17 protein-coding genes are annotated in these 16,096 nt (G+C 48.2%); 8 read left to right on the forward strand and 9 right to left on the reverse strand.

Annotation, left to right across the window (positions count from 1 at the left end):
* Positions 1–1,392, forward strand: a 1,392-nt coding sequence (gene infB / locus Q0600_RS01135; protein WP_298755917.1) for a translation initiation factor IF-2, incomplete at its 5' end; no start/stop codon positions are given.
* A 649-nt stretch (positions 1,393–2,041) separates the two neighbouring features.
* Here the strand turns inward: infB and Q0600_RS01140 are convergent.
* Positions 2,042–2,365: a hypothetical protein gene (locus tag Q0600_RS01140; RefSeq protein WP_298755920.1), complete on the reverse strand. Its 324-nt coding sequence runs from the start codon at positions 2,363–2,365 to the stop codon at positions 2,042–2,044.
* 40 nt (positions 2,366–2,405) lie between these two features.
* On the opposite strand from Q0600_RS01140, the gene rbfA reads away from it, so the two are divergent.
* Together rbfA and rimP are read left to right on the forward strand one after the other, a co-directional pair.
* A complete protein-coding gene (gene rbfA / locus Q0600_RS01145; protein ID WP_005872391.1) occupies positions 2,406–2,771 on the forward strand; it encodes a 30S ribosome-binding factor RbfA in 366 nt (121 codons plus the stop codon).
* Positions 2,764–3,183, forward strand: coding sequence for a ribosome maturation factor RimP (rimP, locus tag Q0600_RS01150; protein WP_298755922.1), 420 nt, complete (start codon positions 2,764–2,766; stop codon positions 3,181–3,183). The genes rbfA and rimP overlap by 8 nt, the downstream gene beginning before the upstream one ends.
* A 744-nt stretch (positions 3,184–3,927) precedes the next feature.
* Here rimP and Q0600_RS01155 read toward each other — a convergent pair.
* The gene (locus Q0600_RS01155) at positions 3,928–4,182 is read right to left on the reverse strand and encodes a hypothetical protein (RefSeq protein WP_069435689.1); all 255 of its coding nucleotides are present in this window, start codon (positions 4,180–4,182) and stop codon (positions 3,928–3,930) included.
* A gap of 539 nt (positions 4,183–4,721) precedes the next feature.
* On the opposite strand from Q0600_RS01155, the gene ribD reads away from it, so the two are divergent.
* A complete protein-coding gene (gene ribD, locus Q0600_RS01160; RefSeq protein WP_298755923.1) occupies positions 4,722–5,879 on the forward strand; it encodes a bifunctional diaminohydroxyphosphoribosylaminopyrimidine deaminase/5-amino-6-(5-phosphoribosylamino)uracil reductase RibD in 1,158 nt (385 codons plus the stop codon).
* 5 nt (positions 5,880–5,884) lie between these two features.
* Here ribD and Q0600_RS01165 read toward each other — a convergent pair whose 3' ends face one another.
* The 5 genes from Q0600_RS01165 to Q0600_RS01185 all read right to left on the reverse strand — a co-directional run bounded on the left by Q0600_RS01165 (position 5,885) and on the right by Q0600_RS01185 (position 9,939).
* Positions 5,885–6,415 carry a hypothetical protein gene (locus tag Q0600_RS01165; RefSeq protein WP_298755924.1) on the reverse strand — a complete coding sequence of 177 codons (531 nt, stop codon included), beginning with the start codon at positions 6,413–6,415 and terminating at the stop codon, positions 5,885–5,887.
* Between the two features lie 62 nt (positions 6,416–6,477).
* Entirely contained in the window at positions 6,478–6,861 is a 384-nt protein-coding gene (locus Q0600_RS01170) for a transporter (protein ID WP_298755926.1), read from the reverse strand.
* Between the two features lie 156 nt (positions 6,862–7,017).
* Positions 7,018–7,596 (reverse strand): hypothetical protein, encoded by a 579-nt coding sequence (locus Q0600_RS01175; protein WP_298755928.1) that lies wholly within the window; start codon positions 7,594–7,596, stop codon positions 7,018–7,020.
* 458 nt (positions 7,597–8,054) lie between these two features.
* Positions 8,055–9,011: a cation diffusion facilitator family transporter gene (locus tag Q0600_RS01180; protein WP_298755930.1), complete on the reverse strand. Its 957-nt coding sequence runs from the start codon at positions 9,009–9,011 to the stop codon at positions 8,055–8,057.
* 52 nt (positions 9,012–9,063) lie between these two features.
* Positions 9,064–9,939 (reverse strand): ABC transporter six-transmembrane domain-containing protein, encoded by an 876-nt coding sequence (locus Q0600_RS01185; RefSeq protein WP_298755933.1) that lies wholly within the window; start codon positions 9,937–9,939, stop codon positions 9,064–9,066.
* A gap of 165 nt (positions 9,940–10,104) precedes the next feature.
* Between Q0600_RS01185 and Q0600_RS01190 the strand changes: the two genes are divergently transcribed.
* The 4 genes from Q0600_RS01190 (at position 10,105) to Q0600_RS01205 (ending at position 14,160) form a co-directional block, all read left to right on the forward strand.
* Positions 10,105–10,479 carry a cupin domain-containing protein gene (locus Q0600_RS01190; RefSeq protein WP_298755935.1) on the forward strand — a complete coding sequence of 125 codons (375 nt, stop codon included), beginning with the start codon at positions 10,105–10,107 and terminating at the stop codon, positions 10,477–10,479.
* A gap of 213 nt (positions 10,480–10,692) precedes the next feature.
* Positions 10,693–11,328 (forward strand): NAD(P)H-binding protein, encoded by a 636-nt coding sequence (locus tag Q0600_RS01195; protein ID WP_298755937.1) that lies wholly within the window; start codon positions 10,693–10,695, stop codon positions 11,326–11,328.
* Positions 11,329–12,258: 930 nt separating this feature from the next.
* Positions 12,259–12,669: an Rrf2 family transcriptional regulator gene (locus tag Q0600_RS01200; protein WP_298755940.1), complete on the forward strand. Its 411-nt coding sequence runs from the start codon at positions 12,259–12,261 to the stop codon at positions 12,667–12,669.
* Positions 12,670–12,828: 159 nt separating this feature from the next.
* Complete coding sequence (locus Q0600_RS01205; RefSeq protein WP_298755943.1) at positions 12,829–14,160, forward strand: ankyrin repeat domain-containing protein; 1,332 nt, start codon at positions 12,829–12,831, stop codon at positions 14,158–14,160.
* A 117-nt stretch (positions 14,161–14,277) separates the two neighbouring features.
* Here the strand turns inward: Q0600_RS01205 and Q0600_RS01210 are convergent, their stop codons facing one another.
* Positions 14,278–14,943, reverse strand: a complete 666-nt coding sequence (locus Q0600_RS01210) for a ThiF family adenylyltransferase (protein WP_298755946.1) — start codon at positions 14,941–14,943, stop codon at positions 14,278–14,280.
* A complete protein-coding gene (locus Q0600_RS01215) occupies positions 14,940–16,088 on the reverse strand; it encodes a carbon-nitrogen hydrolase family protein (protein ID WP_298755949.1) in 1,149 nt (382 codons plus the stop codon). Before Q0600_RS01215 ends, Q0600_RS01210 begins: the two co-directional genes overlap by 4 nt.
* Between the last annotated feature and the right edge of the window lie 8 nt (positions 16,089–16,096).

Genomic DNA, 16,096 nt, shown 5'->3' on the forward strand with positions numbered 1-16,096 from the left:
GGCGCGTATATGGTCGAAAAAAACGGCAGGAAGATCACCTTCATCGACACTCCGGGTCACGAAGCCTTTACTTCGATGAGAGCGCGCGGAGCGGAGGTTACCGATATCGTAATTATCGTAGTGGCCGCAGACGACGGCGTCAAACCTCAGACTAAGGAGGCTATAGCGCACGCTAAGGCGGCAAACGTGCCGATCATCATCGCGATAAATAAAATGGACAAGCCTAATGCTAATCCCGATCTCGTAAAAACCGGGCTTGCAGAGCTTGATATAATGCCTACCGAGTGGGGCGGTAGCTACGAGTTCGTGCCGATCTCCGCAAAGACGGGCGACGGGATCGAAAATTTATTAGAGATCGTGCTTTTGCAAGCCGATTTTTTGGAGCTCAAAGCAGATCCTAGCAAGCAGGCTAAGGCAACCATCATCGAAAGCTCCCTTCAAAAAGGTCGCGGCGCCGTTGCCACCGTCATCGTGCAAAACGGCACCCTACGCGTTGGAGACACCGTCGTAGCGGGTATTGCATACGGCAAGGTGCGCGCGCTTAGCGACGATAAGGGCAGGGCGCTAAAGCAAATTTTACCGGGCGAATGCGGCGTTATCATAGGCCTTAGCGAGGTTCCGGGCGCGGGCGAGACGCTGATCGGCGTTTCAAGTGATAAAGAAGCGCGCGAGTACGCGAGTAAAATTTACGAGCATCAGCGCCAAAAAGAGCTTAGCAAATCGACCAAGGTCACCATCGACGAGCTAAGCGCCAAGATCGCCGAAGGCTCGCTAAAAAGCCTACCCGTGATCGTCAAGGCCGACGTCGCGGGCTCGTTGGAAGCTATCAAAGCAAGCCTTGAGAAGCTTCGCAACGACGAGGTTAAGGTCGATATCATCCATAGCGGTATCGGCGGTATCACGCAAAACGATATCGCCTTGGCAAGCGCTAGCGAAAACTGCGTGATCTTGGGCTTCAACGTCCGTCCTACGGGCGAGATCAAAGAGCTTGCCAAGGAGCGCGGCGCACAGATTAAGACCTACAACGTCATTTACAATCTCATCGACGATATCAAGGCGCTTTTGGGCGGCCTTATGAGCCCGATCATCAGCGAGGAGGCCTTGGGTCAAGCCGAGATCCGCCAGGTCATCAACGTGCCTAAGATCGGGCAGATCGCGGGCTGTATGGTTACCGACGGCCTTATCGCTCGCGGCGCAAAGATCCGCGTCATCAGAGAGGGCGTCATCGTTTTCGAGGGCAACGTCAGCTCGCTCAAGCGTTTCAAAGACGACGCTAAGGAGGTCGCCAAGGGCTTCGAGTGCGGCGTAGGCATCGAGGGCTACGACGATATGCGCGTGGGCGATTTTATCGAAAGCTACAAGCAAAAAGAGGAGCAGGCTACGATCGACTAATGCTCGCGGATTTCGCGTGGGCATTCGCTTCGTTTGCACGGTTTGCGGCTAAATTTGAAGTCGCGATCGCGCTTTGAAATTTTATGCTCGTAGAATTTGGGCGTGAAATTTCGCCTTTTAAATTTAGCGGCGGAATGCGCGGGCAAGGCTTTAAATTTTGTCGGTTTCTGCATGAGGCTCTTCCGCGTGGCGTCAGTTTTAAAATTTTAATGTTTAGACTTTTTGCGGCGCGGCTTTGCGATCAAATTTTATTTTACGCTGCTTGCTGATCGCGGATTTTCCGTGCGACTTAAATTTTAAATTTAATCGCAAAGTTGAAATTTTAAAGCGGCAAAATTTAGATTTCGCGCAGCATCGAAGCGTTTTTAAAATTTAAGATAAATTTCGAAGCGGCGCAGTGTGCGGCAAAACAGCGACGCGGAGGATAGCGCTGTGCAAGCGGCGCAAAATAAAGCCGCAAGGGCGCGCGGGTGCTATTGGGCAGCGCCAAGACGGGCAGTGCGCAGCGAATATAACGCGTCGTGGCGAGCAGAGCACGGCGCAGAATAGAACTGCGCCTTGCGCGGAAATATTTATGCGGTAGCGGTGTGGCTATGCGACGAGCTTCCGTATGCGAGCTGTAAAATTCTACGCGGCTTGCGTTTTGAAGTTAAGTGCAAAGTGTCGAGTTAAAATTTAAAAGCAAAATTTCAAAGCAGGGCTTGCGCCTTTTAAAATTTAAGAGCGAAATTTTAAAAGCGCAGCGCCGCTTGTAGTGCCTGCGCGATGCAAACCGCTCAGAATTTAAATAGACGCTCCGACGCATCGCAAGCCGCGTCAAATTTAAACAGACCGCGTCGCCGCAGGACGGATATTTCGTCATGTCAAAGCGAGATAAAATTCTGCGTTGTCGCTGCGCCGAAGCGAAATAAAATTCCGTATCGCCATAAGACGGATGCGAGATAAATTCCATGGCGGAGCAATAAAATTCCATCGCCGCGCAATCTGCGGCGATTTAAGATAGCGAGGTAAAGATGAATCCGACCGAACTTAGAAGACTGCGCACGCAAAGCGTGCTAAAGCAGCTCATCCCCGAAGCGCTCGCGAGCCTTGAGGACGAGCTTTTGCGCGGGCTGTGCGTCACCGACGTGGAGTGCAAGCGCGGGCGCTACGACGCGTTCGTGTATCTGGATAAAAACGCCTTCGACGAGCGCGAGCAGGAATTCGTGCTCGAAAAGCTCGGCCGCGTGGCGAGATATTTGCAAAACTTCTGCGCCGAGGCGGAGGGCTGGTACCGCTGCCCCGCGTTTCACTTCAAATTTGACGACCGCTTGGAGTATCAAAACAAAATGGACGATCTTTTTGACAAAATAGAGGAGGAGCTGCGCAAAAATGGTTGATTTAGAGGCTTTGGCGCGCGAGTGCGGCGTGCAGCTTTACGACGTGGAGACGGTGAGCGAAAACGGCAGAACGATCTACCGCATCAGCATCACGAAAGCGGGCGGCGTGGGCCTAGACGACTGCGAGCGGCTATCGAGGCTGCTTTCGCCGATTTTCGACGTGGAGCCGCCGCTTGAGGGCGAATGGACGCTGGAGGTCGGCTCGCCCGGGCTTGAGCGCAAGCTAAGTAAGCCGCAGCATTTCGCAAACTCCGTGGGCGAGCTTGTGCGCCTAAGCTGCACGGACGGACAGAAACTAAGCGGCGAGGTGCTAGACTGCAAAGACGGTGTGCTTAGGCTACGCGCGGATGGCGGCGAGGTAAGCGTGCGATTTGACGAGATCAAAAAGGCGCGAACCTACGTGCAGTGGTAGCGGCGCGGATTTTAAAGCTCTGCGTGCAGCTTTGAAATTTTGCGAATGAAGCTTTAAAATTTGCCGCGCGAGATTTGTGAGTTTGAAATTTCAGCTTTAAATTTTGAGGTTTAAATTTTAAAATCGCCTTTAAATTTTTGTCGCTCCCGGTTGCTCTTGGCTGCTTTTTGTCGCTCTTGATCTCTCGCGGCGCTCGGCGCAAAATTTTAAGATTCCAGCACCGCCCGCCTGTTTTGAAATTTTATGTTACGCCGATGAAAGGTAATTTTTTTATGCCGCTAGGCGGCGCTTTGAAATTTAAAATCGCTCCGCTAAAAGGCAGATTTTTGCGGCGATTGCTGCTGCGCAAATTTTTAATTCCCATGCCGCGCGTGCCGTTTTGAAATTTCACACTGCACCGTTAAAAGGTAAGTTTTGCATGACATTTGCGCGCCACTTTGGAATTTCACGGCATGTCGCTAGAAGCGGCTAAATTTAAAATTTACGCGCTATTTCGGCACGGTAAAATTCCACGCTAAAATTCCGCCCGTAAATTTTTGATACGAAATTTCTGCGCTAATTTTCGCCTTAAAATTTTACCCGTAGAATTTTAAGCGACTAAATTCTGCCCGTAAAATTTACGTTTTAAAGCTCTGCGGGCAGAGGTTCGCGCGCGTTCGGCGGGAGCTTAATTAGCCGCCGGCGAATTTTAATGTTCGTCCGGCAAAATTTTAATCACCGAGCAAGCGGCGCGGATGTTTGCGACTACGAAGCGGAGATGCCGATCGTGGCTAGCAGTACGGGCGACGTCATGAGCCCTACGATCGTAAGGATCCACGCTAATATCGCTATTACGAGCGAGGCTTGCTTTTTGACGGCTTGATAGGTCGCGGCGATCGCGCACAAAAACGCAAGCGGAACAAAGACGATACCTAGGAAAAATATCCCTAAAATCGCAAAGACTATGGAGAGTATCCCAAGCACGTTTGATTGGGGTTGAACGGTCGGTTGTTCAGACATTTTAATCCTTTGAAAAAAATTATGTAATTCTACCCCCCCCTGAATTTGAGCTGAAATTAAGCCGTGCCTTTTGGGGCTGTATATTCACGCTCGATTGCGGTTCTGCCATGCGCCTATTAAAATTTTACTTCGCAAAGCCGGCTTTTCCGCGCTATCGGCAGACGCTTTTTTTTGCACGATAAGCGTAAAATTTTGTGCCGTTCGCGCGCGAAACGGACGCCGCAAAATTTGTGATTTAGGATAAAATTCTAAAACCTGTGGTAAGATTTCACAGTTTCGCTTCCGCGCGGAATTTCTCTCAGGCACATACGGCGCGCGGCTTGTAAGCTCCGATAAATTTGGCGTTTAAAGCAAGCTTGGCTCTTGCAAGTGGGCTAAGTGCGAGCCGGCGCTATCCGGTACAGCAAGGATGAGCGCAGGTGAGCTAGTCGGTTTGCACCCGAGGCGTAATCCGTTGCGGGCAGACGAGGTTGCCGACTAGCCGCAATTTGGCTAAGCAAGCGCGGCGGAGCGGGACAATTTAAATTTTTGGATCTTTTATGAACGACGAATTTTACATGGATTTGGCGCTGCGGGCTGCGTGGCGCTATCAGGCCTTGACGCTACCAAACCCTGCCGTGGGCTGCCTGCTGCTGGATAAGGGCGGCAGAGTTCTAGGCATAGGCGCGCACAAAAAGGCGGGCTTTTTGCACGCCGAGGCAAACGCCGTTTTCGCCGCGCTGTGCGATCTGGACGCAAATTTCGCGCGGGATTTCGCTTGCGAATACGCCCGCAAATTCGGCGTTAAATTTCAAAACCTAGAAGCCCTAAAAAGCGCGCTCTTGCAGCCGAGCTTTACTTATGATTTTATCTTAAACCGCCACGGCGGGCTTTTGCGCGGTGCTTGCGCCTATGTCACGCTCGAGCCCTGCGCGCACCGCGGCAAGACCCCATCTTGCGCCGAGCTTTTGGCACAGCTCGGGCTATCGCACGTGGTAATCGGCGCGCGCGATACGAACGCGCAGGCTGCGGGCGGCGCGGAAATTTTACGCCGCGGGGGCATAGAGGTGAAATTTGACGTTTGCCATGCCGCGGCGGCAGAGCTTGCGGAGCCGTTTTATTTGGCGCGCGAGAGCGGCTTTTGCTTCATCAAAATCAACGCCACGCTAAACGGCTCGGTGCATGGGCGGATCGGCAGCGAGAAGCAGCGCGCGTTCGTGCACGAGCTGCGCGGCGTGTGCGACTACGTAGGCGTGGGCGGACAGACCGTGCGCGCCGACAGACCGACGCTGGACGTGCGTGCGGCTAAATTTGACGAAATTAGCACTTTGGCAGGCAGAGCCGATATGCTGGCACTAGACGTGCATGCAGTGTCGCAAAATCTAAAGCTACGCGCGCCCGATGTGTGGATCCACTCGCGCCGCAGCCTTTCGGATTTTGATGCGAGCATTCCGCTTTTTGGCGTCGCGGATCGCAAGGTGGAGGTCTCGCGCTCGCTGCCTGCGGGTGCCAAAATCACGATGATAGAGGCGGGGGCGAGCTCGTTTGACGAGTTCGCGCAGTTTGCGAGCCACGCGCTTATTTTTTACAGCGCGCAGATGAGGGACGCGGGAAATTTTAGAGCAAATGCCGCGCTACAGCCGCTTTTTATCTCTAGCGCGGGCGATCCGCACCTAGAAGCGAACGAATTCTACGGCTGGTTTAAAATTTTAAAATGAAAGGTTTATATTACTGCCGATATAAAAATCAGCGCAACTACTATTATTATGACGAACACTAGCACTTTATCTATATTATATTTCCTTTTAGGGCTGCAATTTTGCAAGAAAGCCCCAAGCTTGTATCCGCTGATATGAAATAGCCAAGCGGTCCAAATCGATCCGAGGGATAGGCACATCTCCGCAAATGCCGTATCAGATTTCTGCCATACGATCATGCCGAAAATCAAAAACAAAGACAGAAAAGAAACGATAATCACGCCTATCGTGGCAAAGGCGATAAAAAATATAAAATTTAGCTTGCAATCGATGCCTAAAATGCGAAAATCAATAATTTTATTTGCGATATAAAATGCAGAGATTATCGTTAGGATAGCTTTTGCGAGCTCGGCTTTAAAAGGAGCGTAAGGTAATAGCGATGCGCCAAAAACCGCATTTAATATGATGCCCACGTGCGATAAAGTAAAACCGAGCGAGAATGAAAATACGCCCATCAGTAAGATGCCTAAAAGTAATTTGTAGAAATATATTTTCATATGCAATCCTTAAAATTCTGCGAAATTATACGCAATAGCGGCTTAAAATTTTGATCGCAAATTTAGCGTAAGCTTTGAAATTTTTCACGTATGCCGCAGGCAACGACACAGAGCGAATATAAAAAACAGATATATGCCGCAAGCGGAACAAAAGCGACAAATCCCGAAGCATAAATTAGGGCGCTTAACCCGTATGTCGTATTTGCTAGTGCCGGTATATGATAAGTCCAAAGTTCGGGCTTTTCAAAAGGAGTGTCGATAGCGTTAAAATACAAAGCCAAATTTACGACAAGCAGCAGAAAAAATATATAGTTCTTTTTCATAAAAGGAAAAGCGGCGCAAACCAAGACTACTATCAAATTTAATGCGATAAGAAAACCTATGTAATTAATATCTATAAAGGCGCAAAGTAAGCCCAAAATCGCGATTAATATATGTCGTTTCATATCTAATTGCCGTCCTTTTCAATTTCTGCAATTATAATGCGTGGGTTTAAATTTTGATGTAAAAGTATTCTGCGTTTAAAATTCCGTCGCGCTGCGCGAACGATATACACCTATTAATTTAGCGCAGACGGACGAAATTTAAACGGCGCGTTTGCTTTATTTGGATGCAAAAAAGATAAGCCCCAGCCAAATTGCAGATACGCTAAGCAGCAAGATAGGGAATAGCTTCTTATTGATTTCCCCACTTCTCTTTCGGCTGACGATCTGCAAAAATTTGCCGAGCTCATAATTACTTTTGCGAAATGAATACGCCGTGAAATAGATACCTAAAAATAATGTCGTAGCGGATAATATTGCTACTAGCTTTTTCTCTAAATCCATACCAAATATCATAAAGCCGAATACTACGATAAGGGTGCCGGCGGTAAGCGCTAAAATTCCTATCGTCGCAAAGGCGATAAAAAATATAAAATTTAGCTTGCGATCGATGCCTTTGACGTAAAAATCGCTCAAACTGCTACTGATATAAAATGCGAATAGCTCAAGAATCGCCGTCGTAAAAGGCAGACGAATATCGCCCGGAAATAAAAAATAGCCTTTCAAAAAGCCTATTACATCGAGGCCTGAAAGCATTGTGAGATGCCACGAAACAACGTAAAATGAAATCACAAAAATAGCCAAAAAGACATTGCCTAAAAGAAACTTGTAAATTAGGTATTTTATGTTTTTGCGCACCTTGGCTCCCTGAAATTTCGCGAGATTATACGTCAAATTTGCTTTTAACAGGCTCAAATCGGCAGGAAAATAATGAGTGAAATTTAGGTAAATTTTGAGAGTAGTTTAAATTTGCAGCTCGATTTACAGCTCAACTTACGGCGCGGAATTTTAAAATTTAAAGGCGCGATATGCTTGGTTAAATTTTATTGAATGGTACAGCGATCTGCTGCGTAAAATTCTACTATTTTGCGTGCGCGCTGCCTGATTTTGAAATGGCTTCCGCGGAGCGAAATTTTAAAATTCCGCCACGTGTAGGAATTTTAAAATTTCATAACGAGCGCAAAATTTTAAAATTTGAAACCTCAAAATTCCAAAATTCCAAAATTCCGAAATTCCACTGCGGAGGCAAATTTAAAATTTAAAACTCAAGCCAAATTTTAAATTTCAAACCGAGCGGAATTCTAAATCCAAAAAATTTAGTGATGATGCCCCAAATGCCCGTCACCGCCATTTGATCTTACTTCGCAGATGAGCTCGCCGTCGCATTCGTTTTCGCTGCTCTCAAGCTGCAGCGTCGTGTGTGTGATGCCCAGATGCTCCATTTCGTGCGATACTTCGGCCATGATCCGCTCCGCTTCGCGCACGCTCAGCTCGCCGCTGACCACGATATGCGCCGTGAGCGCGTTTGCGCCGCTCGTGATGCTCCAGACGTGCAGGTCGTGCACCGAAAGCACGCCGTCCACACCCCTGATCTGCGCGACGAGCGCGTCCAGGCACACGCCATTTGGAGAGCCCTCCATCAGGATGTTTAGGCTCTCTTTTAGCACGCCCCAGCCGCTTTTTACGATGAGCGCAGCCACGAGCAGGCTAGCCGCCGCGTCCGCCCAGCCCCAGTCAAAGCACATCATCGCTAGCGCAGCCGCGATCGCGCCCACAGAGCCTGCAGCGTCGCCCAGCACGTGCAGGTAGGCGCCGCGCATATTGACGTTTTCTCTCACGTCGCTGCCACGTAGCATGTAAAGCGCCACGACGATGTTTACGGCAAGACCCAGCGTGCTGATAGCGAGCATGCCCGCGGTGGCCACTTCGGGCGGATTTTGCAGGCGCCGCGCCGCTTCGATGACGATCAAAACGGCGATGACGATGAGCGTGACGGCGTTTATCGTCGCGGCTAAAATTTCGATCCGCCTGTAGCCGAAGGTCTTTTGCAGATTGCCTTTGCGTTCGCCGAATTTAAACGCAAATAGAGAAAGCCCGAGCGCCGCGGCGTCTGATAGCATGTGCCCGGCGTCGGAGAGTAGGGCGAGTGAATTTGTGAGAAATCCGCCCGCGACCTCGACTAGCATAAAAGCGGAGATTATAAGGAAGGAATTTCTCAAAACGACCTTGTTTGACGCGTGCGAATGCGCGCAGCGGGCGTGATTTTCGTGCATTTTGACCTCGCTTTTGGGCAAATTTTAGTTAAATTATACCTCAAAAAAGCGCTTAAATTTTATCTATATCGCCTTCTAGTCCGGCATCTACGCGCTTGCCGATGTCTTTTAGTTTGCTAAACTCTTCTATCAGCCTCGGCGCGTCATCAAGGCTGATCGCAAACGTCCAAAGATAGGTGAGCACCGAGTAGATGTGGCCCGCGTTTGCCTGCTTGCTTGATAGCAAAAATATCGCCAAGCTAAAAATCGCCGCCGCGCTCGCGCCGATGATAAAAAAGCTCATCGCCTCTCTGTTTGATATGCGGATACGAAGCTTTGAAAGCACGTCGTAGTGGCGCTTTAGCGTACGCTCATCGCCTGCGCTTATGCGTCCTGCTTCGCGCTCTAGCTGGTTGTTTAGCTTTAGATACAAGCGGTCGTTTTTGGCGATGTATTTGGGTAGCAAAACTCCAAAAACCGCGAGCAGGGCAAAAACAGCCAAACCCACGTAGAACTCGATAAATAAAAGCATGATCGCCGAGCCGAAAATCGAGACGACCGAGGTAAAAAACACGGGAAAATGCTGCTCGAAAAAATCCACGAATTCGCGAGATAAATTTGCTCTTGCGATTACGGCGCTTTCGTCTTTTGCGGCTCTTTTTTCGTTCATTATCACGCTTACGGCAAGTCCTGCATATATCCTAGTAAACACCTGCGTATCCACGCGCCGTCTAATCGAGCCAAGCCCCCAGCCGACGAATACTAAGCCCGAGTAGCTAAGCGCCAAAAGCGTATCGCCCGCTACGATGGCGTTTATGGCGATGCCGGCTAGTACGGGATAGATGAGAAATAGCCCGTTTTCCGCCAAAACCAGGCTAAACGTTAAAAACAGCTTTTTAAAATTTTTCTTTGCGATGAGCGTTAGCGTCTTAAATGCGCTATTTTGCATAAAAACCCTTCGGTTAAAATCGCGCGGATTTTAGCTGATTTTAAAATTCGAGTCAAATTTTTTGAAAATTTTTGCTGTAACCCTTGACATTACAACAAAATTTTATTATACTTCGCTCATCGGTTGTAAGTTATAGCATTACAACAAAAATCTAAGGAGAAAAAGATGTCAAACTACAAGATCGTTTCAACGAAAAACGAACCGAGAGTCGAGCTAAAAGAAGTTCTAAATTTAAGCGGCTGTGAGCTTTCTATCAACGAGCTTCCCGCAAACGCGAGCGTGCCTTTCGTGCATTCGCACAAGCAAAATGAGGAGCTTTATTTGGTGCTAAAAGGCGGCGGTACGCTCTTTATCGACGGCGAGGAGAAGGCGGTCAAGGAGGGCGATGCGATCCGCATCGATCCGGCTGGCAAAAGATGTTTCAAAGCGGGCGCGCAGGGGATGAAGTCTATCTGTATCCAAACTAAACGCGGCAGCCTGGAGCAGTACACTAACGGCGACGGCGTGATAAACGAGGACGTAAAGCCTAGCTGGCTGTAAAATTTCGCAAGATAAGCATGTGGCAAAGCGCGGGTGTAAATTTTAAACCGTGCGGCGGGCAAGACGCGCCCTGCGGGGCGGGCGCAGCGGCTGCGACGACGACGATAGGTGATCGTATGATAGAGTATATCAGTCGCGGCGGCAATTAAATTAGCTTGCCGCAACGATAGGCAGCTGCGTCAGCAAACAAAATCTAAATTTAAAGGATAGAAAATGAAAAAGGTAGCAATCATCGGAGCAAACGGGAAATCAGGTAGCACGCTAGTCGCGGAGGCGCTAAAGCAGGGCTACGACGTAACGGGCTTCGCGCGAAACAAAGAGTATAAAAATGGTGCCATCAAGCTCGTGCACAAGGACGTTTTTGAGCTTAGCAAAGTCGATTTGGCGGGCTTTGACGTCGTCATCAGCGCGATCGCTGCATGGACGCCGCAGACCTTCCCGCTTCACGCGAAAATGACGCAGTACATCGCGGAGCTGCTAGGCGGCACGCAGACGAGACTTTTCGTCATCGGCGGCGCGGGCGTGCTATACACAGACGCTTCACGTAAGACGCGCCTGATGGATACTCCAAGCTTTCCGGCTGAGTATATGGGCGTAGCCGAGGCGACTGCAGCGAGCTACGAGGTGCTAAAAGCGAGCAAAGATTTGATCTGGACCTACGTGATCCCCGCCGCGGAATACGACGCAAACGCCGCTCGCACGGGCTCATGCGTCCTAGGAGGCGACGAGCTGATCCTAAACGGCAAGGGCAAAAGCTACATCGGCTACGCAGACCTCGCGCTCGCCGTAATAGATGAGATCGGGGCGCAAAAATTTATCGGTAAACCGTTCACGGCGGTCGGCGAATAATGCGGCTTTGCCGCGTATAAATTTTAACTGCACGGCACGGCAAAATTCTAACGTAAATTTTAAATCGTTTAGCGCGGTAAAATTCGAACGTAAATTTAAAATTTAGCAGCAAAGCAAGCTAGAGCTTTAAATTAAAATTTAGAGCTAGAGCGAGCTACGGCTGAAATTAAATTTAGCGGCGGAGCCGAACTCAAGCTAAAATTTAAAATTTAATGGCGATGGTGGCGACAGACGCACGGTTTTATTAATGATGGCTGCGATTGCGTTGCAGAACATCGGTAGCGATTGTATTCGAATAATAGCGGCGGTGGCGACTGCGGCGGATTGTATTCACGACAACGGCGGTAGCGGCTGCAATGATGGTAGGCGGCAGCGGCGTGTACGGTGACATTAGCGGCAGCCGTATCGCAGCGGGCGGCAGTGAGAATATAAGCGGCGACTGCAATAACAGCCGTAAAGATAATGAGCGATGGTAGCGTAACGGCAAGCAGCAATAGCAATCTGCTGTAAATATAATGAATGGTAGCGGCGAGAATGGCAGTAACGGCGATAATGTCGGCAAAGATAATGTGGTAGCGAAGTAATAGCGACGATAGCGGCAGTCGCGGCGACGAGACGGGGATAGTCGCGCTATCGGTATAGGGTAACGCGAGACCTGCTATGTCGCGGATGAAATTTAGGCGTGATTAAAATTAATATCTAAATTTTAAAAAATCGACTAGCGGATAAAATTTTGAAACGATTAAAATTTAATATCCGAATTTTAGGAAATCATTTAGCGAGTAAAATTTAGACACGGTTAAATTTAAGATCAGAATTTTAGGAAAATCGCTTAGTGGATTAAATTTTAGCGCGATTTGAAATTTAGCGGCCGAGTTTAAGGAAAATTTCGCTTAAATTCTAAAACTCAGATCCAAATCAAGGAGCGAAATGCAGGTAGGTATCAAATTTTCACTCGCCGTGCACATTATGCTTTGCGTCGCGTATTTTCGCGAGGAGAAGGTCACGGGCGATTTCGTCGCCGCAAGCTCGGGGATAAACCCCGCCATCGCGCGTAAGCTGATCTCGCAGCTAAAAAACGCGGCCTTGGTGCTCACGACTGCGGGCGTGGGCGGCATCACGCTAGCTCGCGACGTGCGGCTCATTACGCTTTTAGACATTTACGAGGCGGTGAGCGAGGAGGACGCGATGTTTCGCCTGCACAAAGGCTCGCCTAGCGCCTGCCCTGTGGGCGGCAAGATCGAGGCGGTACTCGCGCCGCGCTTTGCGCGCATTCAAGGTGATTTTGAGAAGTCCCTATCAAGCGTGAGCTTGGCGGATCTTTTGAGCGATCTAGAATAAAGCTAATTAAAATTCTAAACACGCATCTAATTTTTAAATTTGCTCAGATTTCAAAGCTTGCGGGCTAAATTTATATAAAATTTTACCCGCCCGCCATGTAAAATTTCGATTTAATTTGATTTAAGATATAATCCTCCTAATTAATTCTAAGGGGAAATTTTGAAATATTTAAAAGCTATATTGCAATTCATCGCAGTTTTTGCTTGCCTTATTTTGTATCTATTCGTAAGCGGAAGAGTAGGACTTCATAAATCTCAATCTCACTACACTATTACGATAGGCTCCGATACTACTAAAGAAGCGGAACTTGATAAGTATGTAAGCGAAGCGGAGATGCAAAGTTTTGCATTTAGACATTGGGATATAGATTATAATTCAAACCCAAAAAACGTATTTAAAGAACCTGCCATAGACGTAGAGCTAAAAAGGCTTTTAAAAAGCAAGCAAACTGATGAAATTTTAAAATTTATGAAAGATAACAATCTAACCGTCGAGCATACTATGCACGGAGGGGTAACGCCAGTGATGTATTCTAGCTTTTGGAATGATACAAATACCACTCAAGAGCTTATAAAGCTAGGTGCGGATATACATAAAAAAGACGAATACAAACTATCCGCTATGGCTTATGCGATAGAAAATAATGCTACTAAAACGGTAAGACTGCTTTTAGACAACGGGGTTAAATTTGAAGAGGCGGAGGTCGTTAGAAATAGGCTGCTTCCGCCGAATTATAACCATATAAAATCCCTACAAATAAGTGACGATGGAAATTTTACGTTGATTTATGAGACCGACTACCCTATGATTAGTATAGGAGAGCCGAATTATTTCTTTTCATATCTTACGAATACGAATATGTATGAGATAGCAAAGATGGCATTAGAAAGCGGCTACAAGCCATATATTTGGAAATTTCAAAACTCTACGGTAGGTCTAAGGTACGGAAACGATATTAAAAAGGTCGTGCCTGAAGGAATATTAAATGATAAAGCGGAACCGACGGACGGATTTGATATTACCGAATATGATTTTTCATTGTATGATACATTTCCGGGCACTCCAAATTACGAATCGATTTTAAAGCTGCTTATACAGTATAACGTAGGTGGACAACCGAGTCCGGAATTTCTAAAACGAAAATATGATGATTGTCATAGAAACTATATATATAGTTTGGATAGTTATTATAAAATAAACTACGATGCAACTTATTATATACCTAAAAGTGAAATTTCGCTTATAACGACGGTATATCGCAAATATTGCAAAGATAGAAATTCTACATTTAAAGATGTTTATGAATATACGAAATTTGCAAGCGAGTTAAATGAAATGGAAGCGGTATCCATCCATATGTATACCAGAGATAAAGACGGTCGCAAGCTTGATCAGCCGTATAAAGATAATTTAAAAAAGCTAGATAAATATATAGACGATATCTCATCCGATGAGATAAAAAATGCAATAAAAGAATCTTATGAAAACTAGATATTAAGGAGAATGAAATGACAGAAGAAGAGTTAAATCAACATACTCAAAGTTAGCTTTTTGATATAAAGTCAACCCACAAGCTCGGGCTTAAATTTAAACTAGCCCGAGCCAAAACTACAACCTTATCTTCCTAACTTCCAGCTCGCCGCCAAAAAAGTTCGCGTAGTAAAGCAGGTCTTTTTCGACCTCAAGCCCCGCTAGATAGCGCAGAGCGAGGTTTGCCTCAAAGCTCGCCGCAAACATCACGATCGCAGCCGTTATGCCCGCAGGCGTCGCGTTTAGGCTCGGGAAAAATTTAAAATCCGCATTCTGCACGAAGCAGACTTGGCACTGCCAGCTGTCCACCGACGCGAACACCCACGGTACGCCTATTTGCTTAGCAAACGCATCGATCTGCGCGCGTGTGGCGAGATTGTCGGTCGCATCCAAAATGAGATCAAATTTCTCGCCCGAGGCGGTCGCGCTAGCGAAAAATTCCTCCGCGCGGCTTTTGTGCACCTCCACGCTCACGCCGTCGTAGCGGCTTTCCGTGCGGCTTTTAAAGACGTCCGCTTTAAATTTGCCCTCGTCTTCGAGCGTGAATAAAATTTGCCTGTGAATGTTGTGAAGCGCCACCGTGTCGAAATCCACGACACTGATCCGCCCGATGCCGCTTGCGCCGAGTGCGTAAGAAAGGCTGCTTCCAAGCCCGCCCGCGCCGATGATTAGGATGCGTTTATCCGCAAGCGCGCGCTGTGTCTGCTCGCCCCAAAGCTGGATCTGTCTGTGAAAGTAGTTCATAAAAGCCCCCTGCTGACTAGGTTTTTGCGGAATTTCCACAGCCCGCGCGCCGCAGCGATCTCGTCCGCGTCCACTTCGCACATCAGCACGCCCTCTTCGTTTTTCAGCTCGTTTGTGATCTCGCCTCCGGGGGTTACGACGAAGCTCTCGCCGTAAAATTTAAACTCGCTCTCGCCGAATTTTGCCTCGCCGATGCGGTTGGCGCGGATGACGTAGAGTGAGTTCGTAAACGCGCGCATCTTCAAAAGCTCGCGCCAGCGTCCACCGCTTTCGAAGGTCGAGGCGCACGGCACGAGCACGCAGCCGACGTTTTTTTGCATAAAATAGCGCCAAAATACGTCAAAATGCGCCTCGTAGCCGAAACACACGCCGAATTTTACGCCACCCTCGCTAAAGATCATCGGCGAAATTTTACCGATTTTGCGGCTTTTGCGGTTGGCGAAAAAACCCTCTTCGTTCCAGTGCGGATAGTCCATCAGGATATTTTGATCGTAAAATTTCACCTCCGAGGGCGAAAATTTCGCGCAGGATTTCACCCAGATGGGCTCGTTTTCGCTCGCACAAAAGATCTCCTCTTCGCCCGCGTCTTTTTGGCTTTCTTCGGAATTTAAAGCGTTTGGGGCTTCGGAGGCGCTTTTTAAATTTGCGGCTTTGAAATTTAAAGATTTTGCGCCGCAGGAGTTTGAGCCGCCTTTGAAATTCGACTCGCTTGCGGAATTTAAATCGCCTTTAGAATTTGAACCATCGTTGGAGCTTAAATCGCTCTTGGAATTTAGCCCGCCCTTGCGACCTTGCTCGCCTTTAAGGCTTAAAGAATTTTCGCCGCAGCGCGCGCTTTTTTGAGTCGCGCCGCCGAAAATGCCCGCCTGCCTCAAAATCGCGCCGCTAGCGGCTCTGATTATCGGCGCTACGATATGCAGGTCGTATTTAGCGGCAAGCCGCGCCATCAGCTCCTGCTTATGCTCGCTCTGCTCGCACGCGATGGAGCGAGGCATCTTTTTAAGCTCGCTAAAGAAGGAATTTAGCTCATATTCGCCCAGCAACACGATCCGCGCGCCGTTGTCTTTGGCGACCTTCATATAGTAATCGATCCGATTTTCGCTCATCGAAAGCGTCGGTAGTTGCAAAACGCATACATTTATCATTGTCGCCT

It is taken from the genome of uncultured Campylobacter sp. (genome assembly GCF_938041645.1).
GTDB lineage: Bacteria > Campylobacterota > Campylobacteria > Campylobacterales > Campylobacteraceae > Campylobacter_B.